General features: G+C 57.1%; 16 protein-coding genes. 8 read left to right on the top strand and 8 right to left on the bottom strand.

What is annotated here, in order from left to right; genetic code table 11:
- Window positions 1–35 precede the first annotated feature (35 nt).
- Window positions 36–1,970, bottom strand: a complete 1,935-nt coding sequence (locus DDZ13_RS14115; RefSeq protein WP_110132104.1) for a hypothetical protein — start codon at window positions 1,968–1,970, stop codon at window positions 36–38.
- 232 nt (window positions 1,971–2,202) lie between these two features.
- Between DDZ13_RS14115 and DDZ13_RS14110 the strand changes: the two genes are divergently transcribed.
- The 3 genes from DDZ13_RS14110 to upp are packed head-to-tail and all read left to right on the top strand — an operon-like array spanning window position 2,203 to window position 4,930.
- The gene (locus DDZ13_RS14110) at window positions 2,203–3,519 is read left to right on the top strand and encodes a thymidine phosphorylase (RefSeq protein ID WP_110132103.1); all 1,317 of its coding nucleotides are present in this window, start codon (window positions 2,203–2,205) and stop codon (window positions 3,517–3,519) included.
- Window positions 3,516–4,304 carry a purine-nucleoside phosphorylase gene (locus DDZ13_RS14105; protein ID WP_110132102.1) on the top strand — a complete coding sequence of 263 codons (789 nt, stop codon included), beginning with the start codon at window positions 3,516–3,518 and terminating at the stop codon, window positions 4,302–4,304. Before DDZ13_RS14110 ends, DDZ13_RS14105 begins: the two co-directional genes overlap by 4 nt.
- Before the next feature lie 5 nt (window positions 4,305–4,309).
- Window positions 4,310–4,930: a uracil phosphoribosyltransferase gene (upp, locus tag DDZ13_RS14100; RefSeq protein WP_110132101.1), complete on the top strand. Its 621-nt coding sequence runs from the start codon at window positions 4,310–4,312 to the stop codon at window positions 4,928–4,930.
- On the opposite strand, the gene DDZ13_RS14095 is transcribed toward upp, so the two are convergent.
- The 3 genes from DDZ13_RS14095 to DDZ13_RS14085 form a co-directional block, all read right to left on the bottom strand.
- On the bottom strand, window positions 4,920–6,221 hold the full coding sequence (locus tag DDZ13_RS14095) for an amidase family protein (protein WP_110132100.1): 1,302 nt from the start codon (window positions 6,219–6,221) through the stop codon (window positions 4,920–4,922). The two genes, upp and DDZ13_RS14095, sit on opposite strands and share 11 nt — an antisense overlap.
- A gap of 8 nt (window positions 6,222–6,229) precedes the next feature.
- Complete coding sequence (gene mutL / locus DDZ13_RS14090) at window positions 6,230–8,008, bottom strand: DNA mismatch repair endonuclease MutL (protein ID WP_110132099.1); 1,779 nt, start codon at window positions 8,006–8,008, stop codon at window positions 6,230–6,232.
- Between the two features lie 85 nt (window positions 8,009–8,093).
- Window positions 8,094–8,555, bottom strand: coding sequence for a type II secretion system protein (locus DDZ13_RS14085; RefSeq protein WP_233246172.1), 462 nt, complete (start codon window positions 8,553–8,555; stop codon window positions 8,094–8,096).
- 101 nt (window positions 8,556–8,656) lie between these two features.
- Between DDZ13_RS14085 and DDZ13_RS14080 the strand changes: the two genes are divergently transcribed.
- Both DDZ13_RS14080 and sufU read left to right on the top strand, forming a co-directional pair.
- Window positions 8,657–10,678 (top strand): thioredoxin domain-containing protein, encoded by a 2,022-nt coding sequence (locus DDZ13_RS14080; protein ID WP_146209382.1) that lies wholly within the window; start codon window positions 8,657–8,659, stop codon window positions 10,676–10,678.
- A 23-nt stretch (window positions 10,679–10,701) separates the two neighbouring features.
- A complete protein-coding gene (gene sufU / locus DDZ13_RS14075; RefSeq protein WP_110132096.1) occupies window positions 10,702–11,133 on the top strand; it encodes a Fe-S cluster assembly sulfur transfer protein SufU in 432 nt (143 codons plus the stop codon).
- Between the two features lie 315 nt (window positions 11,134–11,448).
- Here sufU and DDZ13_RS14070 read toward each other — a convergent pair whose 3' ends face one another.
- The 4 genes from DDZ13_RS14070 to DDZ13_RS14055 are packed head-to-tail and all read right to left on the bottom strand — an operon-like array spanning window position 11,449 to window position 16,085.
- The gene (locus DDZ13_RS14070; RefSeq protein WP_110132095.1) at window positions 11,449–12,204 is read right to left on the bottom strand and encodes a sialate O-acetylesterase; all 756 of its coding nucleotides are present in this window, start codon (window positions 12,202–12,204) and stop codon (window positions 11,449–11,451) included.
- Between the two features lie 34 nt (window positions 12,205–12,238).
- Window positions 12,239–13,777, bottom strand: coding sequence for a sialate O-acetylesterase (locus DDZ13_RS14065; protein WP_158279933.1), 1,539 nt, complete (start codon window positions 13,775–13,777; stop codon window positions 12,239–12,241).
- A 26-nt stretch (window positions 13,778–13,803) separates the two neighbouring features.
- On the bottom strand, window positions 13,804–14,925 hold the full coding sequence (locus DDZ13_RS14060) for an aldose epimerase family protein (RefSeq protein WP_110132093.1): 1,122 nt from the start codon (window positions 14,923–14,925) through the stop codon (window positions 13,804–13,806).
- Window positions 14,926–14,981: 56 nt separating this feature from the next.
- Window positions 14,982–16,085 (bottom strand): hypothetical protein, encoded by a 1,104-nt coding sequence (locus tag DDZ13_RS14055; RefSeq protein WP_146209381.1) that lies wholly within the window; start codon window positions 16,083–16,085, stop codon window positions 14,982–14,984.
- Window positions 16,086–16,326: 241 nt separating this feature from the next.
- Between DDZ13_RS14055 and DDZ13_RS14050 the strand changes: the two genes are divergently transcribed.
- From DDZ13_RS14050 to DDZ13_RS14040, 3 genes are all read left to right on the top strand, one after another.
- Window positions 16,327–17,283 carry a D-2-hydroxyacid dehydrogenase gene (locus DDZ13_RS14050; RefSeq protein WP_110132130.1) on the top strand — a complete coding sequence of 319 codons (957 nt, stop codon included), beginning with the start codon at window positions 16,327–16,329 and terminating at the stop codon, window positions 17,281–17,283.
- Window positions 17,284–17,316: 33 nt separating this feature from the next.
- Window positions 17,317–18,507, top strand: coding sequence for a pyridoxal phosphate-dependent aminotransferase (locus DDZ13_RS14045; protein ID WP_110132091.1), 1,191 nt, complete (start codon window positions 17,317–17,319; stop codon window positions 18,505–18,507).
- A 347-nt stretch (window positions 18,508–18,854) separates the two neighbouring features.
- A complete protein-coding gene (locus DDZ13_RS14040) occupies window positions 18,855–26,831 on the top strand; it encodes an InlB B-repeat-containing protein (protein WP_146209380.1) in 7,977 nt (2,658 codons plus the stop codon).
- Window positions 26,832–26,863: the final 32 nt, after the last annotated feature.

The following is a 26,863-nucleotide window of genomic DNA, read 5'->3' as shown; positions in this document are numbered from 1 at the left end:
TGACTTAATCCGGCAGAATTGAAACTGCCGCCGAATCAGTCCAGTTTCTTGAGTAGATTCTCTTTTTCCTTATCGCTGAGATCGCTCCTTTGAATGGCCTGGCGGGCTTCGTTGGATTTGCCCTCCTGCTTCATTTCGCGGATCACGCGCTCGGAGTTGTATTCCCGGTTGCGCGCATCGCCGATGGTGGTGGCCCAGGCAAAGGCGGACTCGGGGTCGGACCGGTAGACTTGGTTGACGAGATTGCGCACCGCACTATCGCGGGCCGGGCCGGATTCCAGGTCGGCGATCCAGATCGAGGCCTCTTCGGTATTGTGTTCCAACCACTCGCGGGACACCTGCTCGACCGCTCGTTCCTGGGCCGCGCCCTCCAGTCCGAGAGCCCAGTCCGCAGCGCTTTCGACGTCCGTGCGGGCCCAGTTGTCGGCGATAGTCCCGGCATGCTCTTCCAACTGGCTTTCGCCACCGGAGGTTTGCAAGTAATTGACCACGGCCTGCGGATCCTGGGAGGCCCACTTCGAGATGGCGGCATGCGAGGCGCGTTCGACGGCGGCCTCATCCTGCAACGACTGGGCCCAGAAGAGAGCTTCCTGCGGATCGTTGTCGGCCATCTTCTGGGCAATGTTTTCCGCCAGATCGACACGGTTGTCCCCCTCCGGCATTTGCTGGAGATAAACTTTGGCTTCGTCCGGTTTGTTGCGGGCAAAGCTGCTGAGAATACTACTGTAGGCCCGGTCCTTTTCTTCGCCATCACCAAGGGTTTCCACCCAGGAGAGAGCGGCCATGGGATCCTCGCCGCCCCATTCCCGGGCGATCGAACGAATCGAGCTGGAATACACCCGTCCGTAGGGGAGGTTGGCGATCATTTCGGCCGCTTTTTCCGGTTCCTGTCGGGCGATTTGCCGGATGACATTCGAGATGGCATTGTCCTGAGCGCGACCGGTCATTTGGGTTTGGGCCAGTTCCATGGCACGTTCGGGGTCGCTGCGCGCAAGCGACCAGATGGAGTTTTGAATCACCTGGTTCTTGGTCTCGCCTTCTTCCATCTGGCTGAGGAATGCCATCGCGCCTTCGATGTCCTGATTGATCCAGGTACTCATGACGGTTTGCAGGGCACGCTCCCGTTCCTGGTCGTTGTCGAGAGAGACCGCGTAATCGGCGGCCCGGTTGATGTTCTTGCTGGCCATGCCGCTGATGATGCCGGAAAGCGCATAGGTTCTTTCCTCGCCGGATTCCATGGCATCCACTTTGGCCATGGCAGCGTCCATGTCCTGTCCCGCCCAGAGCATGAAGACCATTTGATACTGCCATGAATTGGTGTCATCGCGGGAGGACAGCATGTTGTAGGCACGGTTCGGGTCTTTGCCGGCTATCGCCATGGTGATGGCATTGTAAGCCTGCTGGCGCTTTTGCTTGTCCTCGATCTTTTCCACGGCAGCCAAAGCGGCGTCAGGATCGGTCGCCGCCCAGGCGGAGAAGAGGGAGCTGGTATACATCTGCTGTTGCATCGGATTTGCCTCCTCCTCGAGAAAACTGTAGGCGTTTTGCGGATTCTTTTCCACCCAGGCGGTAAAGACATGGTAGGGCATCATCCAATCGCTCATACTGCCCATCCCGCGCTGGCCCATTTCCTGAAGCATGCCCTTGAGTTCTGATTCCGACATGCTGGCAATGAGCTCGAGAGTTTGAATCGAGTTCTCAATCGAAGCGGTCAGCTTCAGCTTCTCGATGCGGTTCATTTTTTCCTCCAGCGAGAGGTTTTCGACCGGGGTGGTCGCGGCGGCCTGGACCTCTGCAGTGTCGTCGCCGGAGCTCAGGCCGGGCGCGACGACTGTGCTTGTCGTCGGACTGCCTGTGGCTGGTGCCGTTTCTGTGGCGGGGGTTTCCGGCCCGGAGGGGAGAAGGCGGGCGATGAGGAAGCCCGCAACGATCGAGAAAACAAAGACGAGAAAGAAACTTAACTGACGCATGTTTTCTGTATAGCCGTTCCCGGGACAAAGTAACGCAGAAAAAATCAGGCTGACCTAGAAGAACAGTCAAGGGCACTGCTGGAAGCTTCTTTTCGGGAAAGCAGTGCGTCTCGCACTGCAAAACTGTGCGGTGCGAGACGCCCCGCACTCCCGGTTTCCAGACGTGTCCATAAATGAAAAGAAATTTGAATTCTGGATGGCCTGGGGGCAGGCGGTCGCCTAACTTTTTAGCATGTTCGCACAGGAGATCATCGCCAGGAAACGAGACGGCTTCGCTCTCTCCAGAGACGAGATCGGGCAATTCGTGGACGGAGTGGTTTCGGGGGCGTTTACCGACTACCAGTCTTCGGCGCTTTTGATGGCGATCGTCCTCCGCGGGATGAGCGAGGCGGAAACCGCCTGGTTAACGGAAGCCATGATGCATTCGGGTCGGGTGGCGGACCTGTCGGAAATCAGTCGCCCGAAAGTGGACAAACACTCGACCGGCGGAGTGGGCGACAAGGTCTCTCTGATTCTTGCCCCCCTGGCTGCGGCCTGCGGGCTCTGTGTGCCGATGATGAGCGGGCGCGGTCTCGGGCACACCGGGGGCACCCTGGATAAGCTCGATGCCATTCCCGGTTTTCGCGTCGATCTCGACGATGCCGCTTATCGGCGACAACTGAGTGAGGCGCACCTCGCCCTGATCGGGCAATCCGCCGACATGGTACCAGCCGACCGCAAGCTCTACGCCCTGCGCGATGTGACCGCGACGGTGGAGAGCATCCCCCTGATTTGTGCCAGCATTCTCAGCAAGAAGCTCGCCGAGGGGATCGACGCCCTGGTGCTCGATGTGAAGTGCGGACGCGGCGCCTTCATGAAGACCGAACCAGAGGCGCGCGAGCTGGCCGAAGCACTGGTCAAAATAAGCCGTGGAGTGGGGAAACCGACTTCTGCGCTGATCACCCGCATGGATCAACCCCTCGGAAAGGCTGTGGGCAACAGTCTGGAAGTGGTGGAGGCGATTGACTGCTTGAAAGGCAAGGGTCCGCCCGACCTGATGGAGGTGAGCTATGCCCTGGTGGCAGAGATGCTCCTGCTCGGAGGCATTTGTCAAAGACCGGACGAAGCCGAAGAACGAATGGAAGCGGCGATCACCGATGGCCGTGCCCTGGATGCCTTTCGCGAACTTGTGTGTGCCCAGGGCGGTGATCCCGCCGTGATTGAAGATTACGGTCGATTCCCCCGGGCCCGGGAACGGTTCGAGCTCTGCTATCCGGGAGACGCGCCTGCCTACTTGAGCAAGCTGGATGCCCTTGCCGTGGGAGAGGCGGCCCGCTTGCTCGGTGCCGGAAGAGCCCATGCCGAATCGGAAATCGATTTGGCGGTTGGTTTTGTCTTCAGGAAGAAGCCGGGCGACAGGCTTCAACCCGGTGAGGTGATGGCAATCATCCACTACAATGACGCCGATAAACTAGAAGCAGCCGAGGCGCGCCTGCAGACGGCCCTGGAATATTCGCCTGACAAACCGGAACAGCCCGGATTAATTATCGACCGATTGAGTGGCGTATGAAGGTACCTGAAGACATTTTAGCATTTCAACCGGAAGTCGGACTCGTTCTCGGTTCGGGACTGGGCTTCTTTGCGGACGACCGGATCGAGGTGGAAGGGCGTCTACCCTATGCCGGGATCGAAGGATTTCCCGTTTCGACGGTTCCGGGGCACGCCGGACAGTTTGTCTATGGCCGCCTGAACGGGAAACGGGTGCTTTGCATGCAGGGGCGCTTTCACTACTACGAAGGCTATTCCATGGAGCAGGTGACCCTGCCGGTCCGGCTGATGCACCAGGTGGGTATAAAAAACCTTGTTCTGACAAATGCCGCCGGGGGCATCGATCCCGACTTGAATCCCGGCGACTTTATGCTGCTTCGAGATCACATTAACTTTCTCGGGACCAACCCTTTAATCGGGGACCGCAGTGAAGACGGCCCGCGCTTTCCCGATATGTCGGCCGTGTATGACCCCGGACTCCGGACAAAGCTGAAGGATTGGGCGGCCGGCCAGTCAGTCGACTTGAAGGAGGGCGTGTATCTGGCGACCACGGGGCCGAGTTTTGAAACGCCGGCGGAGATCCGGGCCTTTGCCACCTTGGGAGCCGATGCCGTCGGCATGTCCACGGTACCCGAGGCGATTGTCGCGCGAAAACTCGGTCTCCGGGTGCTCGGGATTTCCTGTATCACCAATGCGGCCGCAGGCATTTCCCAGGGGCCATTGACGCACGAGGAAGTCTCCGTGACGGCCGAACAGGTCCGCCCGCAGTTTGCAGACTTGCTCGCTGCCGCAGTCTCCTTTTGCTGAGAAACATGACGACCGAGCTCTCCCATCATCCGCTGGTGCAGCATTACTTGACCACCATTCGTGATGTGGCGACCGAAGCACCTGCCTTTCGCCGTGCCTGCTCCGGGATGACGCAAGTACTGGTGGCGGAGGCGGCGAAATTATTGGAGGTGGACTCAGTCCGCGTTCAAACCCCGCTGGAAGAAACCGAGGGCGCTCGCATCGCCGGTTCTGTGGTGTTTGTGCCCATCCTCCGCGCCGGTCTCGGTATGCTCGACCACGCCATGGCGACGATACCGGGATCAAGCGTGGGTTACATCGGTCTGGAACGCGACGAAGCCACGGCGGTCGCCAGTTGTTATTACGCCAAAATGCCGGTACTCGATGAGGCCTCGCAGGTCTATGTGCTCGACCCGATGCTGGCGACGGGGGGTTCAGCGGTGCAGTGTGTCGATCAACTGAAACAGCGTGGGGCCAAGAAACTCTGTATGATATGCATCATCGCCGCGCCGGAGGGAATCGCCTGCCTGGAAGCCGCGCATCCGGATGTGAAAATCCTGGCAGGCAAGGTCGACCGGCAACTCAACGAACAGAAATACATTCTCCCCGGTCTGGGCGACTTCGGCGACCGCCTCTTTAATACTTAGCGTATCCCTCGCGGACCTGTTCGAGGATTTTCGGGACCAGGTACAGCTTGCGCGGATTGACGATGATTTGTGCGGCATTGAATTTCTCCTCGCCGCATTGATAGGGAAGGATCAAGGCCGGCAGGAAGGCCAGGCTCAAGGGGGCGTTGAGTTGCAGGAGTTCCTCTTCCAGCGCGCTGTCCCATTCGGGTTTTTCCGGACTGGGCAGCGGGCTCACCGGCATAATCAGATAATCATAATCCCGGAAGAAACTGATCAGACTCGCGCGAATGTTTTGCTGGGTGATCGAGGCTTCTTCCGACTCGGCCGGGCTGTAGGAACGGCCGGCTTCAATGCGTTTCAGCAGGTGCGGGTCGTAGTAGTCGCCATACTCTTCAATCCAGTGCTGATGAATGGAATAGAGTTCGCGGTTTTGAATGGTTTGGAAAGCTCGGGCGCCGGGTTGAAAACGTTTCGCCAGCATTTTACTGACGGCTGGTTCGTCGTCGATGTCGAGCGGGCGGGTCAGTTGCATGAGACCGGCGGTGGATTCCGGACTGATGCCATGCAAGCTGTCCTTGAGTAGGTAACCGCGTGGTTCCCGGTCCACTGAGTCACTCTGCAGACGATAGAAAATCTCCAGGCTGGACAGCAGGTCGTCGAGATTGGCGGTGACCCAGCCAACGGCATCCAGGGAAGGCACGAGTGGGAAGACCCCATCACGCGCGTAATTGTTGTTCTCCATGCGGAAACCGAATAATCCGTGAAAAGCCGCCGGGATGCGTATGCCGCCACAGGTATCCAGACCGAAGGCGATCGGAGCCCAGCCATCGGCGACCGCGTGTGCGCAGCTGCCGGCACCGCCTCCGCAGATGTAGCGCAGGCCATTGGCGTGGGGGCAGTCACCGAAACTTTGATTATGCCCGCGGATGTCCCAGCCGAATTCGGAGGGCACACTCTTGGCCAGCAGGCTCGCACCGTGGTTGCCCAGGGTTTGGGCCAGAAGGCAGGAGTCGTCCAGTAAGGCCTCAAAGGGTTCTCCAAACGGAGCGCCGCAACGCGTGGGGAGGTCCTGCACGTCGAACATGTCCTGAAGCAAATAAGGCACGCCGGCCAGAGGGGCTTTTTCCATGACGCAGCCGGCCTTGAGCTTTTGCTCCAGGATGGCACGTTCAGGATGTGCTGCGATCAAGGCTTTGCGGCTTTCCGGCGTGAGCTGCTCGAGACGGCTGAAAAATTTTTCCGCAATCTGCCTATGATCTTCACGGGCAAGCGACTGCCATGCTTTAAAGTTGAGCCTTTGTTCTATCATGCGGGTCCTTAATGCTCAAAGTGTCGTTCAAAATCCGCCCAAGTCATTTCCCGGAAGGTGGGTTTGCCTGCCGGGGAGGTGTGGGGGATGTCACATTGGAAGAGCTCGTCCGCGAGCTGCTGGGCCGCGTACTCGTTGATGGCGTCGTTTTTCCGGTAGCTTCCTTCCGCGGCAAGCGTGGCCACTGTTTGCCAGATTAACTCGTCGTTATTCCGGCTGCTTCCGCGCTGGCGCAGCTCATCAATGGTGTCGCGAATGAAAGCGACAGCTTCCGACGGATCCAGCCAGGTGGGGACTGCCTCGATGCGGTAGAAATTACGTCCGAAGGCTTCAATGTTGAAGCCCTGTTTGTTGAGCAGTTCGAGGTGTTGCTGCAATGTGGCGGTGGCCATCGGTTCGAGCTCCAATGGTTCGGGGATGAGCAGGCCCTGGCTCGGGGGATTGTTCTGTTTGAAAGTTTTCTGGATCCGTTCGAAGCGTACACGCTGGTCGGCGTGCCGGAGGTGGAGGAGCACCAGGCCCTTCGGCCCGTTAAAAAGTGCGTAGCGGTTTTTCAGCAAACGAATCAACTGCCAGTCCGAGCGCCGTGTTGGCGTCGCGGGGGCGCTTTCCGGTTTGGGCCGGTGGTCGGCCACAGTCGTGCTGCCGGCTTTAACTTTCTCCGTAGCGGTGGTCGCCGCCGGCCGAATCGCCGGCCGAGGCTTCGCCTGATCCGCGGGCTGAGCGGAAGGTGAGGGGGCCTGTTTTGCCGGAGTCGGATCAGATGCTTCCGCTGGTGCCGGCGGGGGCTCCCGAAGTTCGGCGAGCGTTTCGCTGATCGCACCGAGGACGAAGCGCCGCACATCACCGTCGTTTCGGAAACGCACTTCCCGTTTGGCCGGATGGACGTTGACGTCAACTTCCTGTGGTTGAATTTCCAGAAAGAGAAATGCGGGCGGGTAGCGGCCCTTCTGAATGCGGCCGTGATAGGCGTCGAGCACGGCAAAGCCCAGGGTTCGGCTATCCACCGGGCGGCGGTTGACGAGGGTGACCAATTCGCGTCGCGTCGAGCGCCCCACGCCGGGCTTGGCTGTCAGTCCGGTCAGTCGATATTTGCCATCCGGCCCGTCGACCGAGACGGGAATCAGATCGCGCGCCAAGGAGCGGCCCCAGATTTCGGAAATGCGGTCTTCCAGCTTTTCGCAGGCGGGCGATTGAAAGACCGTGCGCCGGTTTTCGAGCAAGCGGAAGGCGACCCCCGGATTGGCGATGGCGAAGAGGCGGCAAAGATAGGTGATGTGCGCGGTTTCGGTGGCGTCTGTCTTGAGGAATTTTCGGCGGGCCGGCACGGAGTTAAAGAGTTGGGAGACTTCGATGACGGTGCCCACCGGCATACCGCAGTCCTTTTTATCGAGTAGCTTGCCGCCGTTGATCACGACTTCTGTGCCGTGCTGAAAATCCTCCGTGCGGGTCCGCATGGTAAAACGCGAGACCGAGGCAATCGAGGGCAGGGCTTCGCCACGAAAGCCGAAGCTCGAAATCAAATTCAGATCCTCCGCATCCTGTATCTTGCTGGTGGCATGACGCTCCAAGGCGAGCAGGGCCTCGTCTGGGCTCATGCCGCGGCCGTTGTCTTCGACCCGAATGTACGATTTACCGCCTTTGCGGAATTCGATTTCGATACGGGTCGCCCCGGAGTCGATGCTGTTTTCGACGAGTTCCTTGACCACGGCCGCTGGGCGCTCAATGACCTCGCCTGCGGCGATTTGATTGGCAACACGGTCGGGTAGTATGCGGATGGAAGACATGCTTATCGATAAAGCATTATCTTGTGGAGCAGGGAGGCTTGGCTGCAAAACAAAAGCGCAACCGGAATAATACCACTAAGTGGTATTATTCCGCGACGATGTAGTAGTAGCGGTCGGCGGCCAGTTGGCGGTAATTTCCGCTGCTCAAGTCACCATCATCAAACTTTTCGTCAAAGTCCGTGAGCTGATCAACATCGACGGTAAATCTATGAACACCGATGGCAGAGATGATTCCGAAAGAGTCTTTTTCCACATCCCAGACCCCGCCGATGGACGGACCATCATTCCACTGGTTGCTGTGGATGTACGGTTCTAAGCCTTCGGGGATGGCACCCGAGCTGGAATCCTCGGGATAGATCCCGTTTTCCAGGGTGAAGGTCTCAACGGCCCCGGCGTAAACGCGAAGATCGCTGGCAAGATTGGAATTTTGGCTGCTCTTCCTTGCACGTTCAAAGGCTGGTATTGCCAGAGCTGCCAGCAAACCGATAATCACAACGACCACCATGATCTCGACTAGGGTAAATCCTGATTTGTGATTTGCTTGCACAATAGAATCCTCGATGGTGCATACCTTAATCCAATTCGTCCATCCTGCGAGCGTGAACGGACTTGACGGGTGCGTTTCATAAATTCTTTAAAGAAAACAAGATGCAAAACCAACTTTCTAGGGAGAATAGCCTATATTTACAACAGCATGCCACTAATCCAGTTGAGTGGTATCCTTGGGGCGAGGCCGCTTTAGAGGCGGCGGAGGCCAGCGGTAAGCCCTTACTCGTCTCAATCGGGTATTCCGCCTGCCACTGGTGCCACGTGATGGCGCACGAGTGTTTTGAGGACAACTACATTGCCGGACTGATGAACAAGCACTTCATTTGCGTGAAAGTGGACCGTGAAGAACGCCCGGACGTGGATCAGGTTTACATGGAAGCGGTGCAGATGATCCAGCAACAGGGTGGTTGGCCGCTCAACGTCTTCTGTTTGCCGGATGGCCGACCCTTTTTTGGCGGCACCTATTTCCCGCCCGAGGACCGGGGGAACGGGCTCATTCCCTGGCCGCAGCTGCTCATGCGCATCGTGGATTATTACAAGCGTTCCAAGGGTGAGTTGATCGAAAATGCCGATTCCATCCAAAAGAACATCATGGCCAACACCCAGGCGGCGGCGACCGGCGGCGCGTCCTCGGAATGGGAGCCGCAGGTGCTGGTGGCGGCTGCGCACGGGATATGCGGCAACCACGATGACCGTTACGGGGGCTTTGGCGATGCCCCGAAGTTTCCCCCGTCGATGGCCCTGAATTTTCTTCGTGCGCTGCGCCGTTCGGCGGCGGTCGAATCGGCTGGAGCGCTGGCCGACCGAATCGACGAAGTGACGCACACGACCCTGCGCGCGCTGGCACACGGTGGCATCTACGATCAAATTGGCGGAGGTTTTGCCCGCTACAGCGTGGACGCGCACTGGCTGATCCCGCATTTCGAGAAGATGCTTTACGATAATGCGCTGCTGATCGAGGCCTTTACCCGTGCCTGGCTCGACAATCAATCCCCGCTCTATGCGGCCGTGGTGGAGGAAACCGTCGGCTGGCTGGACCGGGAGATGAGCGCGAAAGAGGGAGGTTTCTACGCCGCGCTCGATGCCGACAGCGAAGGCGAAGAGGGAAAGTATTACGTCTGGACGCCGGAGGAGGTCGACGCCGTGCTTGGTCCGTCGCTGGCCCGCGAAGTACGGACGGCCTACAACATCACAAACAAAGGCAACTTCGAAAACGCCACCACCAACCCCGCGCTGGTGGAAGCCGACTTTGCCGTGCGCGAAAAATTGAAGACGGCGCGATCCCAGCTTCTGGCCCATCGCGAAGCCGAGCGCGTGCCGCCGGGCAAGGATACCAAGATCAGCACCTTCTGGAACGCCTTGATGATTCGGGCGCTGGCCGATGCCGGTTTCTACTTCGACCGTCCGGAATGGCTGGAGCGCGCAGTCAAGGCGGCCGAGTTTCTTTGGAAGGAAGTGATTGAGGAGACCGGTGGGGGCCTGAATCTGCACGCAGTTTACTACGAAGGGAAGGGGGCTCAGGTGGATGGCTTCCTTCACGACTACGGTACGGTGGCCGACGCCTTCCTCGTGATCGCTTCGAAGATCGACTGGCTGCAACCCGGACAATCCCGACTCTGGCAGGAACGCGCCCGTCAGTGCGTGGACGCCGCCCTCGACAAATTCCGTGACCCGCACATGGCCGGCTGCTTTTTTACGGCGGAGGGTGTCGAAACACCGGTGACCCGTCGCAAGGAATGGTTTGATAACGCCACCCCGGCCGGCAACTCCGTGCTCATGCACGCCCTGAGCGGACTCTACGCCCTGACCGGCGACGGGAAATACGCCGGCGAATTCCAGTCCACTCTGCCGGCCTATGCCGACTACGCGGCCAAGGTGGCCGCCGGGGTGGCTCATGCGCTGGAGGCGGTGGCGAGCGATGCGATTGGCGTGGCCGTGATCAAGGTGCGTCCCTCAGCGGACCTGACGGCCCTGCGTCGTGCGATTGCCGGGAAGCCCTGGCGGCGTTGTTTTATCCGGCAGGTCGCTGAGGGCGATTTGCCCGCCGATTACCAACTTTGTGTCGGTACCCAATGCCAACCACCGACAAATGATCTGGATGAAATGACGGAGAGTTTCTAACTCTTTCCATCACTGAGTGCACCATGTCCGAACTCGACGAGCTTTATCAGTCCATCATCCTCGACCACAATAAAAGGCCGAGGCATTACGGTGCGTTGACGGATGCCACACATCAGGCGGAAGGCTACAATCCACTCTGCGGGGACAAGGTGCAGGTGTATTTGAAAATCCATGACAACCGGATCGAGGACCTTCGGTTTGAGGCAGCCTCCTGCGCGATCTGCAAGGCCAGTGCATCGATGATGGCCCAGGAATTACAGGGCAAGACTTTGGAAGAAGCCGCCCAGCGCGGGAAACGCGTGCAGCTCCTTTTGAGCGAGGAGACGGTAGCTTCCGATTCCGACGGCGATCTTGTTTCGCTGCAGGGGGTCCGGAAGTTCCCGGCACGCATCAAATGCGCGACGCTGCCCTGGCACACTTTTGAGGACGCGGTCGGGTCAACATGCAAACCGTAGAGGCTCCGCTCGCGGATGCCATGCGCTTTGGCTTAGAGCCGATTTAAAAAGACTTGATCTTTATCGATCAATTGTAGCGATGGCACGAGAGTGCCGTCGATTGGCATTTGGAAACGACTATCGACCTTGCTCGCGCAAGTTCGCTACGAACCCTGTTTTCAAAGAGATCAAAACTTCTTCAAATCGGTATTATACCGCATCGAAGAATGCTGATCTTTTTGTAGCTATGGCAGTCCTCTGCCACCTTCGTGTCCGTATAAGCAGAGCTTTACGGTGTTCGGATGTATTTGTCCCGGCAGCTATACCGAAAGTGAGTTACGGTTTTTCAGTCAGCGTTTGCATCGCCTCGGCGTAGCGTCGGCCGAGTTCCTTAACGCTTTCCGTGTCAAAGTGCCAGCGGTCGTAAGTCTCCAGGCTCTCGGACGAAGCGACGGCGGTATGCGGGCACAGCTCCGGTAGCCGGGCGATCTCCTGGTTGATGGGGCTGGGCCCGATAATCTGGCCCGCGACAAAGGGGAGCTCGTCATTACCCAGATCCTCGCGCAGATCCTCGACCAACTGGGCCAATTTTTCCGCGTAACCATGCGGCTTTCCGTGATTGCTTTCGCCCTGATGCCAGAGGATCCCTTTGAGGGTGCCCGTTTCTGTTGCGATAAGGGCACGTCGCACCGCTTCCTTGTAAAAGCGAGTGCCCTTGGCCCATTGCTCGATTTTGGTGCCACCTTTGGCATTTACCACCAGGCCGATGCGATTGCTCTGGTTCTTTGCCGCGATTGCTTGCGAAAAGCTGTAGCCCGGGTTCAGCTTCTGCATGCCGAGGCCCTTGCGTATGGTCGAGTAGCGGTTCAGCGGGTTGCGGGCCGGCTCCCAGTTGTCCCCGGCATTCAGGAGGTAAACTTTTTCCAGGGGTTTGGCTTCCTCCTCGCTGAAGGCCGCCCGTCCCGCCATGTTGGACTGACCGATCAGGAGATACACATGAAACGCTTCCTTGTGGCGTGCGGATTCCTGGTCCGCGGAGGCGAAGCCAAGCAGACCCGACAGCAGTGATAATGATAATATGAGTTTTCGCATAAGTTTGGAAGGGCGCAGGTTTGGCTGCCAGGCTTTATTCGGTGGTGAAAAGGGAGGCGGGCAGGCCCTCCGAGTTGATCAGATTGGCTCCTTCCGGATTTGCGGCCCAAGCATAACGGGCGGCGGTTGGCTGGGAGACCTTGCGATTGGAGATGACAACCCGGCTCCCGTCGATTTCCGCGTCGGCCCAGTGCCAGGTTCCTTCCGCGTCTTTAATTTCAAAATGCTTTAACGCGCTACCGTCGCGGACTTTCAGGCCTTCCGCCGGATAGTCGAAGCTCACGATGACCTCATCCCCCTCAATTGTGTGACTTTTGTAGAGCGGTCCGGATTGAATGACGTCCTGGCCGTAATCATCAGCCAGAGCCCAGCGGGCCAGGCGCTCGCCCACATCCTTTTTGTTTTTCGGGTGAATGTCGTTGGCGTCGCCGATATCGTTGATCACGGCCATACCGGTCTTGGGTAGCTTGAGGCAGCGGCGCTGGTGGTCCTGAATGACGGCCCAGCCGTCGTTGGTCCCCGGCTCCGTTACGGGTTGCTGGAAGTTGGCCAGTTGTGCCCAGAGAAAGCGGAAATCGTCGCCCCATTGCGCGCGCCAGTCGTTGATCATGACGGAGAAAAGCTCTTCATAATCGTTTGGCTGGCGCCGATTGGACTCGCCCTGATACCAGATTGCGCCGCGCACGGCGTAGCCGACAAACGGATGCACCATGCCATTCCAGATGGTGGCGGGTCGGCCTGCGATCAGCGCCGGATCCCGTTGCATCCGCGGCGGGCGGGGAGCGCGACTTTTGCGTTCCTCTTTGGGCGTGGCCTCCCATTGCTTCTTGGCAGTTTCGTGGGCGGCCAGCGCTTTCTCGTAATTTGCCCTGGCTTCCGCTTCGTCGTAGGCCGCGACCTGTTTATCGTGGTTCATGATCTGAGAGGCCCCGGATGGAGTGGTGATCAGGGCATCCCGGCTGGTGAAGGTTTCCACCGGCTTGCCGCCCCAGGCGCACTGCAGAATACCGACGGGCACGCCCAGTTCAGCATTCAACTTGCGGGCAAAGAAATAAGCCACCGCCGAATACTTGGCTGCGGTCTCCGGATGGCTCACGGTCCAGGTGCCGGGCACATCCGACTGAGGGGAGGCCGCGGTGGTGCGCTGGGCCTGGAAGAAACGTACTTCGGGTAAATCGGCCGCCATAATCGCCTCGCGCTCCGGGTCCACCCGTTCGAGGGGCCACTCCATGTTGGATTGGCCCGAAGCCAGCCAAACCTCACCCAGCAGCACGTCTTGAAAATTCAACCGGTCTTTACCGGACACGACCTGGAGCGGCTGACCTTCGGCATCCACTAGCATGGCAGGCAGATGCAGGGACCACTTGCCCTCGACGTTGCTTTCGGTCGAAAAGGTCTTTCCGGCAAATTGAACTGCCACGGTGGCCTCGGGCTCGGCCGTGCCCCAGAGTTTTACCGGTTTCCCCGCTTGCAGTACCATGTGATCGCCGAAGAAGTTCGGCATGGATAGTTCGGCGAAGGGGATGCTGAAGGCTGCAAAGAACAGGCTAAGACAGAGTAGTGTATTTTTCATGCGGATTGTAGGGATGTGATACTGAATTATTCGGCGGAGAAGCGATGCACCATCCTGTGCCTGTAGGTCTCTCCGGGGCGGAGAATGGGCGAGGGCGAAGCGGGCTGGTTGGGGGCATCGGGGAAGTTTTCGGTTTCCAGGCATAGCCCGCTCTGCGGCCCGTAACGGACCCCGTTCTTACCTGACACGTTTTCATCGAGAAAGTTGCCCGCATAAAACTGTACGGCCGGCTGGTTGGAAAAGAGTTCCATCACTCGGCCGCTTCCCGGTTCACGTAAGCGTGCGACGGGGGCAAGCCCCTGGCAGTCGGGCTGATTCAGGAGCCAGCAGTGGTCGTAGCCTCCGGCAAGCTTGAGGGCGTCAAAGTCGTCCGTGATGCGTTCGCCGACTCTGGCGGGTTGGGTGAAATCCATGGGCGTGCCGGCAACCGGAGCAGGCTCACCGGTAGGAATGAGTCCGGCGTCGGTCGGTAGATAACGATCGGCATGGAGCTCCAGAATGTGGTCCTTGGCCGAGCTGCCGGGCTGGTTGGATAAGTTCCAGTAGCTGTGGTGGATGATATTGACGACCGTCGGCGCGTCAGTGGTCGCAGTCACATCCCAAATGAGTTCGTTGTCCTCCGTCACCGTGTAGGTAACCCGGGTGGTCAGTGTGCCCGGATAGCCTTCTTCCCCGTCTGCGGAAATATACTCAAATGTCACGGATGAGCTCGTGGCCTGAACCACGGACCACATACGCTTGTTGAAGCCGACATTGCCGCCGTGAAGGTGGCAGGGAATTCCCCCGGGGGCATTGTTGGTGGCCAACTCGTATGTCTTGTCGTCCAGCGTGAAACGTCCGCCGGCGATGCGATTGCCGAAGCGGCCCGCGGTCGCGCCGAAGCAGGGGTTTGCCTCACTGGCGTAGCCTTCGACCGTATCGAAGCCAAGTGTCAGGTCAGCGGTCTTGCCTTCCCTGTCGGGCGCTGACAGCGCAACAAGGGTGGCCCCAAAGTCGGTCACCTTTGCCGTCATCTTTTTCTGATTGCCCAGGGTGTAGAGCTTGGCCTCGCGACCGTCGGATAGTTTGCCGAAATTTTCCACGGTTGGGGATTGAGTAGAGGTTTTGGGTGGATGGCAACCTGCGAGCAGGCAAAGTCGCGTAAGCATTGGTCCGTTCTTAAATTAAGGAGTAGTTGCCTGCCCCTTCAACAGAGCCTCTGCCATCATAGCCACTCCTCGACGTCAGGGTGGATGCCTTTGAGAATACGTTTTTCTTTTGAAGTCAGTGGTTTGGTGGAGAAGACCCTGAGCCGGTCTTCGCCTTTCTTTTGGTAAAGCAGGCAACATCCGAAGACTCCGCCAGGTGCTTCACCGACCAGGACTTTCAGTTCCATTGGTTTCCCGGCTTCCCAGCGCATCCAGTCTCCGTAGGCCGGGGGCATCCCGCCGATACCGATCAGGTTCTTCGTGCCTTTTTCTTCCACTTTCCAGTTGGAGAAGCGATTGAAGTAATAGCTGCCATCCACAACGATGTCCGAGTTGACGCGAACGATCAGAATGTCATCGGCCTTCGCGTAGAAGCGGAATTCACCGCTTTCTTCCGGTGTGAAGGTGCCCTCGTAAAGGGCCAGAATCGACTTGGGCTCCACTTGATCGGCGACGCCGAAATCCCTGGGCGCTTTTTCGGCAGGGCCCTTCTGAATCATCCAATACGAGGCATACAGTTCCTTGTCCGCTTTGAAATAATCGCGCTCAAGGTCCCGCAAGCGCCAGTTCCCGCCCGTGAACTCTTTTGAGATTTGCCCCATGCGATTCATAAGAAAGCCGCCATTGGAAATTTCCTCCGGGGTGAGCAGTGCTTTGCCGCGAGGGTCCACTTTGGTGTCGAAAAACGATCCCTTGAGCGTGCCCTCGACCTGGCCGGTGTAGCCGAAGTCGGTCAGCTTGATGTCGAGTGCCATCTCCCGAACCCCGGAAAGACCGCCGCCAAAACCGCCGCCACCGCGCCCGTAGACGGAGCTGCTGTCCACGTTGACATCGATGTCCAGGGCGGGGATGTTCAGTTCGGAAGGATTATTGACCACAATCGCCGGTGGACGGGGCGGGGGAGTCGATTGATTCCTCTGCTGGATGTTCACCTGGTACTCGGGTTCTTTTTGTTGCGGTGTCTCAACCGGCGCCGCCTCAAAGACTGTTTCTTCGCGCAGGACAGACTCCACGAACTTGATGGTGCCAAAGATCAACACCGCGACGACGTGGAGAACAAGGCTGACGATGAAAACCAGTGTCAGTGCGCTGTGTGATTTTTTGCCAAAGAAATTTTTCATATTATCGGATACGTGCCGGGCACCGAACATAGGGGATTGGATTGCCTGGAGAATCCGAAAAGTGAACAGTCACATGTCCGTATTTGGATAGGATGGTTTCGCAAATGAGTACGGAATGAAGTATCATCCGGCGCTCCGGGTATCGCATGCTTCCAAGCTACAATTCCGGAAGGCGATTTTTCTCAAATGTCAAAAAGTCTATACAACCGGCACTGAATCTGTTATTAGAATCTTTAAAGTTATGAAAATTGTAGTATTAGATGGATTTACACTTAACCCCGGCGACAACCCCTGGGACGGGGTAGAAAAATTGGGTGAATTTTCGGTGTACGACCGCACCCCGGCGGATAAAATTGTTGAACGCTGTGCCGGGGCGGATATCGTCTTAACCAACAAGACACCGCTCACAGCCGAGACTCTGGCCCAGTTGCCGGACTTGAAGTTTATCTCGGTACTGGCGACCGGATTCAATGTGATCGACGTGGCCGCCGCACGTAAGCAAGACATCCCGGTCGCCAACGTGCCGATCTACGGCACAGATTCCGTGGGGCAATTCGTTTTTGCGCTCCTGCTGGAGCTGTGTCACAATGCAGCCCTTCACGGTAATCTGGTGAAAGAGGGGGCCTGGAGTTCCAATCCGGATTTTTGCTTCTGGAAAACTCCACTGGTGGAATTATCCGGAAAAACCATGGGGATTGTCGGCCTCGGCCGAATCGGTCGCCGGACGGTAGCACTGGCCTCTGCCTTTGGGATGAAGGTGATCGCTTGCACCCGGACAAGAAAAGACGCCCCCGATCTCGACGGTTTTGAATGGGTCGAGCTGGAGGAACTCTTTGAAAAATCGGATGTGGTTTCCCTCCACTGCCCGCAGACGGCCGACAACGTCGGCTTCGTCAACGCGGCCCTCCTCAAGAAGATGAAACCGAGCAGCTTTCTGATCAACACCTCACGCGGGCCGCTCATCGTGGAGGAAGATCTGGCCGAAGCCTTGGATACCGGGATTTTGGCGGGAGCCGGCTTGGATGTCGCTTCGGTCGAACCGATCAAGGCAGACAACCCATTGTTGAAGGCGAAAAATTGCCTGATCACCCCACATATTGCCTGGGCTACGTTGGAAGCACGCCAGCGATTGATGCAGACGACGGTCGATAATGTGGCGGGCTTCATCGACGGCAGCCCGATTAACGTGGTGAATTAACCACAACAACAGAGTACAATTCAGGAGATAACAATGAAACTGGCAGATCGGCTCTCACGACTAGGCACCGAAACCGCGTTCGCGGTCTCCGGCGAAGCCGCCGCTCACGTGGCTGCGGGTAACAAGGTGTATCCCTTTCATCTTGGTGATATGAACATCACCACGCCTCGAAACATTATCGAAGCGACCTATCAGGCGATGAAGGATGGTAAGACCGGTTATTGCCCGAACTACGGAATTCCTCCCCTCCGTGAAGCGCTGGCCGAGGATATCAACAAGAGTCACGGCACAAGCTACACCATGGACAACGTGGCTGTACAGCCCGGGGGAAAACCCTCGATCGGCAAGTTTGTGCTGGCCCTGATGAACCCCGGCGATGAGGCGCTCTACCCGAATCCGGGATATCCGATCTACGAGTCGCAAATTGAATTCAACGGCGGGGTGGCCGTGCCCTACACTTACCACGAGGGCGAAGACAACTTCGAACTGGATCTCGACGCGATCGAAGCGCTGATCACTCCGAAGACCCGCCTGCTCATCGTGAATGACCTGCAAAACCCGACGGGTGCCGAGTCTAGCCCCGAGCAACTGGAAGCCATCGCGAAACTAGCCATCAAGCACGACCTCTTCGTGCTTAGTGACGAAGCTTATTTCGACATGCGTTATGCCGGGAAGTCCACTTCTCTGGCCTCGTTCGAGGGCATGGAGGAGCGGACTGTCATTCTCTACACTTTTTCCAAGAAGTATGCCATGACTGGTTGGCGCCTCGGGGCTTCCATCGGGCCGAAGGAGGTGATCGACATGATCGCCAAACTGAACGTGAACGACGAGTCCTGCTCGAATCACTTCATCCAGTACGGGGGCATCGAAGCGCTGACCGGCGATCAATCCGGCCACGAGGAAATCCTGACCGTTTTGAAGGAAAGGCGTGACATGACCGTGGCTATTTTGAACAGCATTTCCGGAGTGAAGTGCTACCGGCCGGATGCCACCTTCTATCTCTTTCCCAATGTGACGGAGTTGATGCAGGCCAAGGGCTTGACCGACTACGAGCTATTCCGCAAAGCGGTGCTACAGGAGACCGGCGTGTCCTTCTGCACTCGGAAGCACTTCGGTTCCCCGATCCCGGGTGAAAAACAATTTTACATTCGCTTTGCCTACTCGGGAATCGATCTGGATCAAATTGAAGAGGGACTGGGCAAATTTAAAGCCTGGGCGGAATAGTTTGCAGAAGGGATCCCTTGCGATCACCGGGCTTGCCCTGTGAAAGTCCGTCAAGGCGGCCGTTGTATTTAGCGCAAGCGATTGATGGCGAGTGCCTTTCTTGCTTTTTAAAGGGCCCTCTCGTGTGCGAATGCGAAAATGGCTACCGAGTGCCGAATCGCCCAGCGCCTGCCGGTTAAATGCGGAGTCGCAGCATAAATTTACAATTTACTTACAACTATCTGCTACAACTTACTTGAGAGCACTTTAATCCTGAACAAGTTGCTATTAAGGAGTGTTGCCTCAATTTTGTGAATTTGTCGCTGACGCCTTATTGTCTCCTGTAAGGCGCATGTGAAAGGATACGAGTGAAAAACAGACGAAATCTTACTTTGCTGCTTTTGTTGGCCGTGCTGTCTGTCTTCATCTACGTGGATTTCCATTCCGGAAACGTTTCGGACAAGCAAGAGAGAGCGAATCGCACAGAGGTTCATGAAGAGAGCGCGGCGAATGGGGCCAGCCCCCGGCTTCCGGGTTCTGCGTCTCTTCCTTCGAAGGAAAATTTTGACGATGAACTTTACGGCAATGCAACACCCGCCTTGCCATTTCCACGCGGTGTCAATCAGAAGAGGCGCTACGCCAAGCCGGTCACCAGAGAAATTTCTGATCAATCCGGATTAAGTGCACCCGCCATGATGGCCAAGCTTCCCGCGGACGGTCGCACTGAACTGATGGTGGATGAGATCGATACTTACACCAAAGCGGCTCGGCGGATGGCATTCAATGCGGATGCCTTCGATCAGATCCTGACCGGAACGACCGCGCGGCTTCGGGTGCCCACCACTGGAGAAGACTTGATCGAAATTCACTTCGAGACGATCAAGACGCGCTCAGCGCGAACGCACACCTTACAAGGCAAGATCGTCGGAGAGCCTTTGAGTCAGGTCCAGTTCGTTTATCATGATGGTATCGTCCATGGTAACGTGACTCATCCGATGCAGGCCTTGCACTACGAGTATCGAATTTTGAGCGATGGTTACCTGATGGTACGTGAGTTGGATCACGCTGCCATGACCGCCACCTGCGGCAAGCCCGACGAGGTCTGCGGCGAGGGGGGCAATTGCGGTCATCAGCATCATGAAGATCTTACCGCGGCGGAGTTGATTCAGGAAGAACTGGATGACTCCGGTGTGGCACTACAGACGGTCAGTTCGGAAGAGGGAACCGTGGCAGCCGAGACGACCGGCTGGGTCACGGTCGATGTCGTGATCGGCTATGGCCGCGAAGCGCGCATTGCGGATAATGGAGTTTCGCAGATTGAAGCCCGCCTGCTCGACGCGATCGACCGGATGAATCAGGCCTTTGACAATAGTGAGATAAGCAATACGGAAATGATGCTGTTGGGCACGATCGAAGATCCGGATTATGTGTTTCCCGGTGCGACTGACGGGTCAATGAGCTCGGGTGATGAACTGGGGGACCTGAGTAATGAAAGTGACGGCATTCTGGATGCCGTTTCGGATTATGCCAATCTGCTGGGGGCCGACTTCAAAGCCTTCGTCGTCAAGCAGGCGGATGGCAGTGCCGGCATCGCCTACAGGCCCGGAAATTCCAGCATCACCGCGCGGAATTATATTACGTCCACACGCTTGACCTTCGCCCACGAACTCGGTCACAACCTCGGTTGCGACCACAGTTGGGGCGACTCCAGCCAATCGTACAAAGGGGATTATGGCTGGCGCTTCGACGGAGATGGTGATTCCGGCACGAACGCGGACCGTCTTCGTACCATCATGGCCTATGACTGGGGCTGGGGACAGGGGATTCGTGCGCCTTACTACGCGAATCCGAATGTACTCTACGGCAGCGCGCCCACCGGCGCCGAACTCGGCTACGATGCCACCGGGGATATTTACGCGGACCAACGTTATGTCACGGGCGGTTTGGGCTATAATGGTTCGAATGAAAACCTCTCCGGTTTTGATGGTACCAACCCCTCGCTGGGCGCGCTCAACTATCTGACCATTTTAACCGGGCAGGGCAATTCGAGGTACGGGGCAGAATATGCTGCCGCTCGATCGACCCGGACGGCAGTCAATGTCGAGCAGCCCCAGGCGAACGATGAGTATTTGCCGGGTCAAACAATGGATATCTTTTTCACCGGAGGCGATCATACTTACACCGCCAGTATCACACTTTACAAGGGCGCGGCCATCGACACCAATATCGCCACGGACATCAACCCCGCAACCGATCGCAATACCAGTTGGGTGATCCCCGCCAATCAGGCACCCGGAGACGACTATTTCATCCGCGTCACGCTCACGCATCCAACCGATGGTGATGTCACACTGGATAGCGGCTTCTTCAGCATTTTCGAAACAGTAGGCTTCAGTGCATCGGAATACAGCATAACTGAAAATGGTGGTAGCGCGACGATCACGGTGAATCGAATAGGCAGTGCCAGTGGCGATATTTCTGTGGATTACGCCACATCCGATGGCACAGCGACGGATGGGATTGACTACACGGGGACCAGCGGGACGTTTAACTGGCCGGCGGGCGACAGCGATCCCAGAACGTTCACCATTCCGATTACGGACGACAGTGATCACGAAGATCCTGTTGAAACGGTCACCATCACATTGTCCAATCCGGTTGGCGGCAGTGTTCTCGGAACCAACCCCGTAAATCTGAATATCATCGAAGATGACAACCAGGTGCCGAGTGTCGCTGTTGCCGGCAACCAGACGGTTTATCTGGTTGGGGTGGTGTCGCCGGATCCGGTAGCGGGTGCGGATATCTTTCTCGATGCAGGTCTGGACGATGGGGCCGACGTCACTTGGGAAGACAGCCTTGCCAAGTGGGACCTGAGTATTGATGCCGCCGTCAGTTATGTGCAGGACGCGGGTAGCGGATATCCCGGCATTGTGTCGGCTTACGATTTTCCGGGAGGGCAACTTGGTACTGGAGGATGTGAAGGTCCGGGCTTGCAGGACATGGGGGCCGACACCCAGCCAATTACACTGGAGCTGTGGTTCAAGCCGGATGCGTCTGCCAGTTATCCCAGCAATGGCCAGGTCCTCTGGGAAACCGGTGGAGGCACTGGCCTCGGCATCTTCTACAACAATGGTGTCATCGAGACGGCGCATGACAGCAACGACGGGCAAATGTCCTGGGATGTGAGTTCACTGACCGGAGAATTCATCCAGGTTGTGGTGACCTACGACCCGAGTATAAGCACGGACAACTACAAGCTTTATGTGAACGGCGAGTTGAAGGTAACCAGCAGCAGGTCGGATAGCGATATGTGCGGCGGTGACAATTCCGGACTCGGAGAACGGGGCGAAAACAACGTCGGTGGTGCCGGAAGCGGCGATTCCAGCACGGAGAGCTTTGACGGGAAGATCGCGATCTTTCGTTCGTATCACAACCAAATCCTGGACGATGCCGGTGTCCTGCAGAACTTTGAGTCTGTCGCTGTGGGGGCGAGTGCCACGATCAGTCTGGATGGTATCGTGAGCGACGGCGACGATGACCCCCTGATCACTACCTGGACCTTGGAGAGTGGGCCGGCCCCCGTTACTTTCGGGGACCCGGATGCAGTCGACACCACCGTGAGGTTTACTGCAGCCGGCAACTACACCATACGGCTGACCGCTGACGATGGTTACGAACCTGCCTGGCAGGACTTTACGGTGGAGGTTTTTGAAGAAAGTGCGGTCACTTACACCGTCGATTTTCAGACTGATGGCACCGCGGGTGCCAGCTTGAGCGGCGAGACCAGTCAGGTGGTCGGGGAAGGTAGCAATAGCTCGCCGGTTTCAGCCAACGCGCCGTCCGGGTATCACTTCGCCGAATGGACGCAACTCGGCAGCTTTTACAGTTTCGACAATCCGCTGACTGTGATCAATGTGACGGCGGACATGACGCTGGTCGCGAACTTCGTCAAGACCGCCTCGATATCGCTCACGGATGACGGTTCGATCATGGAAGCGGACGAGGATGGCGAGACGATCGTGGTGAGTTTGGCCGACGGGATTTTTACCGACCCGATCACGGCGGAGAACTGGAGCCTGATCGATCAGCCGGCGGGTGTGGTTATCAGTAGCGTGACCCGCATTGATGACACGACGGTACGTATCATTCTTGGCGGCAATCGCACCGTCGATTACGACACTGATATCACAGGCATGACGGTTAGCTGCACCGCTGCTGAAGTCGTTTCTGCCGTATCCGCTTTATCCGCTAATACAGGTGTCACCTTCACCGCGACGGATGATGCCGAATTCATTGAGATTACCGATGATGGCTGGATTCAGGAAGGGGCCGAGGATGGCGAACTGATTACGGTCATTCTTAACGGAGGAACCTTCTCCGGTTCCCTGAATGCTGAAAACTGGGCCCTGGAAAACCTTCCCGCAGGAGTGAGCAAGGGCACCGTCACCAGAGTCGACGATGATGTCGTTACAGTGGCCCTTTCCGGCAATAGTACGGGCTCCTATGGCGGCACGGATATAGCGAACCTCACCGTTACCTGCACCACGGACGAGTATAACGACAGCACAGGTGATAGTCCCCTAAGCGACAGCAATGGTGTGACGATGCGGGCACTCGATGTCGGGAGCGCGTCATTCCAGGACGGAGTCGGAGGCTATTCAGGTACCCGTGACACTTATATCGATTATGACAGCCCGAACAGTAATTTCGGGACGGGGACCAACACGACCATGCTGTTGAACAACCGCACCAGCCCAAGTACCCAACAGCAGGACAAGCACGGGCTTCTCTATTTCGACCTTAGCTCGATTCCTTCCGGTACCATCGTGACCGGAGTGAGCTTGGAGCTTACCGATGACGGCGGAATTGCCGGCACCTTCCAAATCAATGGCGCTACTGGCAGCTCGGGTGAGTGGGCCGAAGATGGTGCCACCTACAATACCAGCAGCGCCCAGCTGGGAGGGACGACTTTCGGCAGCGCCTCGGCCCCTGGTACGGCCAACAGTACAATCACTCTGGCTTTGAACCAGGAGGGGATTACTGCAGTGCAAAGTTGGATCAATGGAGCAACCAATTATGGCTTCACCATGACATCCGATCTGACCGGGCCCAATGATATTTCCCGCATCAGAACACGTGAATACGCGACCCCCGAGGATCGTCCGAAACTGACCATCACGTACGAATCCGGAGGGGCCGCCACTCCGGAAATCAATCTTCAGGGGAATGCGCTCAGCATAGTTTCCGGCGATACAACACCATCAACTGCGGACGGCACCGACTTTGGCACCGCTTTTACCGGAGGTGCTGCTGTGGCGCACACTTTTACGGTTCAGAACCTTGGTGCCGCCAACCTGAATTTAAGCGGCAGCCCTGCAGTGGATCTTTCCGGTGCCCATGCCGAAGATTTCTCCATCACCAGCGAGCCGGCCTCCACGGTAATTCCGGGGGATTCCACGACTTTCGAGGTGACCTTTACTCCCGGTTCTGCCGGGATACGCACGGCTGTGGTCACGATTGCGAATGATGATTCCGACGAAGATGCCTACACTTTTACCGTATCCGGTGAAGGCGTGATCGCCCCGGTCAGTTACCCGGTCGATTATGATGGTAACGGCAACACCGGCGGTACGGCCCCTGTCGATTCCCTCAGTCCTTACAGTGGTGGTGCCACCGTGGTTGTTCTCGGTAACAGCGGTTCGCTGGTCCGGACCGGGTATACTTTCAACGATTGGAACACAGCTGATGACGGGACCGGCGCTGCTTATTCGCCCGGCGCATCGTTCACGATCAGTGGCGATACAACGCTCTATGCACAATGGTCCGCCAACGTGGCCGGCTTTACCTTAAGCCAATCCACTGCGATCGTGAATGAAGATGGCGGGACCGACAGCTTTACGGTGGTTCTGGATTCGCAGCCGGCGTCCGATGTGGTCTTTGATGTCTCTTCATCGGACGAAGGGGAAGTGACTGTTTCGCCAGCCAGTTTGAGCTTTACCAGTTCCAATTGGGATGTACCGCAAACTGTCACGATCACCGGTGTGGACGATTCCCTGACCACGGAAGATGCCGCGACTGTAAGTGTCACGGTCGATGACGCACAGAGCGAGGATGCCTACGATACCCTCAGCGAGCAGACCGTCGCCGTGACTTGCTCCAACGACGATATTCCCGGAATTATCGTGGGAGCGATCAGCGGAGATACCTCTGAACATGGCACTACGGCGACTTTCTCGGTGGCTCTGGGGACACAGCCGACTGCCGACGTCACCATTGGGCTTTCCTCTTCGGATGCCGGGGAGGGTACCGTCAGTCCGTCCAGCCTGACTTTCGGAACAACGGACTGGGATAGCCCGCAAACCGTCACAGTTACCGGCACCGACGATGCGGAAGCCGATGGCGAGCAAAACTATGATGTCGTAACGGCGGTAGCCTCCAGCACGGATAGTGACTACGACGGTATCGATCCGGCGGATGTCAGCTTAAGTAACGCCGACAACGAATCGATTGTGTCTTATGACGGCAACGGCAACGACGGGGGCAGCGCCCCGGCCGAGCAGACCAAGATTTTCAATACGGACTTAACCCTTTCCGATCAGGGTAGTTTAACCCGCACCGGCTATGATTTCGACGGTTGGAATACGGCCTCTGACGGTTCCGGTACCCCCTATGCGGGCGGAGCAACCTACAGCGTTGAAGAAAATATTACATTGTATGCGCAGTGGGCTTCCGGTCCTACCGTCATCTACGAACCGTTTACTGATTCAGACAGCACCCTTAACGGGAATACGTCCGGTTTCGGCTTGAGCGGAACCTGGAGTGGCAGTGCCTCCGTCGTCGCAGGTTCTCTTGATTACGGCGACCTCCCAACGGCCACCGGCAACAAGGTTTCCTTCAGCAACCAGAATGGGGGCGTTGCCACCGGCACATCGCTCAGCGACGCAGGGCTACTCGAAGACGGTGTGAGTCTCTGGTTCAGTGTCCTTGTTCAGACCGGAAGTGACATCGCGACCAACGGCGACTTCGGATTCGCATTCGGTTCGGAAAGTCTTAACAGCGGCAACAATATACCCATCCAAAACTCCGGTGGCGCGCTTGGCTTTACCTTCAAGAATAATCAACTGCGGGCTTGCCACTGGGCCCCCAGCCTGACTCGTAGTAGTGACAATGCAGAGAACAGTGCGGCTCCGGAAACACTTTATCTGGTCGTCGGTAAGATCACCTGGGGCGCCGCTTCAGATACGATCGAAATTTACAAGGTACCGACGGACCTGAACTTGGGATCTCCGGTTTCCAGTTACACGACGGTGGATAATATCGATCAGTCGCTGTTTGATACGATCTCAGTGGGGACCAAGGCGGCCGACCCAAATCACTTCATTGATGAAATTCGCTTTGGTGCAACTTACGAAAGTGTGGTGGGTCAAGTGGTCAGTAGTAGCTACAGCGTGACCTACGATGGCAATGGCAGCGACTCAGGTTCGGTACCTGTGGATGGTAATGCCTACGCGCTGAATGATTCCGTTACGGTGCTGGGTAATACCGGTTCACTTGAGCGCGAGGGTTTTACTTTCGGAGGCTGGAACACGGCCAGTGACGGTAGTGGCACGGGTTATATTGCCGAGGATTCCTTCAATATAACGGATGATGTGACGCTTTATGCACAATGGGAGGTCAACAACGTTCCGGTGGCCAACGATCAATCCGTAAGCACGATCGAGAACGTGGCACTTGAAATCACGCTCTCAGCCAGTGATGCGAATGACGATTCGCTAAGCTACACGATCGAGACTCCACCCGGCAACGGCACGCTTAGCGGAACCGCGCCAAACCTGATTTACACGCCGGCTCCGGATTTTACCGGCAGCGACAGTTTCACTTTCACGGCCAACGATGGAACTGCCGGTTCAAATACGGCAACGGTATCCATTCTTGTTTTAAGCCCTTTTGAAAGCTGGGCAGGTGAGGGCAGTCAGCCCGATAACGACAGTAATGGTGACGGCACCGAAGACAGCATCGCCTGGGTGCTGGGCGCAGGCGATCCGTCTGAAGATGTGACGGCCTTGCTTCCGACCAGCGATAACGTGAGCGAAACGAATTACTTCATTTACATCTATCGCCGGGCAGATGCGGCTCACGAAGATACGAATACAACGATTGAAGCGAAATACGGGAGCAATTTGAACTCCTGGACGACTGCTGTGCACGATGGTTCGAATGTGATCATTACCGAAAGAGATGATCACTACGGTGACAATGTTGACCAGGTTGAGGTGAAGGTGCACCGCGATTTGGCCAGCGACGCCAGAATGTTTATGCGACTGGTCGTCGTGGTCGCTCCCTGAACCGGAATTGGCCGATTGGCGGATTCAGTGCA

This window comes from Coraliomargarita sinensis, assembly GCF_003185655.1.
Classification (GTDB): domain Bacteria; phylum Verrucomicrobiota; class Verrucomicrobiia; order Opitutales; family Coraliomargaritaceae; genus Coraliomargarita_B; species Coraliomargarita_B sinensis.
This window is presented reverse-complemented; position numbering and strand designations above follow the sequence as displayed.

Excerpts from the sequence above, each read along its gene's own strand:
- upp (WP_110132101.1), top strand. The coding sequence starts at position 4,310 with ATGACGACCGAGCTCTCCCATCATCCGCTGGTGCAGCATTACTTGACC.
- mutL (WP_110132099.1), bottom strand. The coding sequence starts at position 8,008 with ATGTCTTCCATCCGCATACTACCCGACCGTGTTGCCAATCAAATCGCC.
- DDZ13_RS14110 (WP_110132103.1), top strand. The coding sequence starts at position 2,203 with ATGTTCGCACAGGAGATCATCGCCAGGAAACGAGACGGCTTCGCTCTC.
- DDZ13_RS14105 (WP_110132102.1), top strand. The coding sequence starts at position 3,516 with ATGAAGGTACCTGAAGACATTTTAGCATTTCAACCGGAAGTCGGACTC.
- DDZ13_RS14095 (WP_110132100.1), bottom strand. The coding sequence starts at position 6,221 with ATGATAGAACAAAGGCTCAACTTTAAAGCATGGCAGTCGCTTGCCCGT.
- DDZ13_RS14115 (WP_110132104.1), bottom strand. The coding sequence starts at position 1,970 with ATGCGTCAGTTAAGTTTCTTTCTCGTCTTTGTTTTCTCGATCGTTGCG.
- DDZ13_RS14050 (WP_110132130.1), top strand. The coding sequence starts at position 16,327 with ATGAAAATTGTAGTATTAGATGGATTTACACTTAACCCCGGCGACAAC.
- sufU (WP_110132096.1), top strand. The coding sequence starts at position 10,702 with ATGTCCGAACTCGACGAGCTTTATCAGTCCATCATCCTCGACCACAAT.
- DDZ13_RS14045 (WP_110132091.1), top strand. The coding sequence starts at position 17,317 with ATGAAACTGGCAGATCGGCTCTCACGACTAGGCACCGAAACCGCGTTC.
- DDZ13_RS14060 (WP_110132093.1), bottom strand. The coding sequence starts at position 14,925 with ATGCTTACGCGACTTTGCCTGCTCGCAGGTTGCCATCCACCCAAAACC.
- DDZ13_RS14065 (WP_158279933.1), bottom strand. The coding sequence starts at position 13,777 with ATGAAAAATACACTACTCTGTCTTAGCCTGTTCTTTGCAGCCTTCAGC.
- DDZ13_RS14055 (WP_146209381.1), bottom strand. The coding sequence starts at position 16,085 with ATGAAAAATTTCTTTGGCAAAAAATCACACAGCGCACTGACACTGGTT.
- DDZ13_RS14070 (WP_110132095.1), bottom strand. The coding sequence starts at position 12,204 with ATGCGAAAACTCATATTATCATTATCACTGCTGTCGGGTCTGCTTGGC.
- DDZ13_RS14080 (WP_146209382.1), top strand. The coding sequence starts at position 8,657 with ATGCAAAACCAACTTTCTAGGGAGAATAGCCTATATTTACAACAGCAT.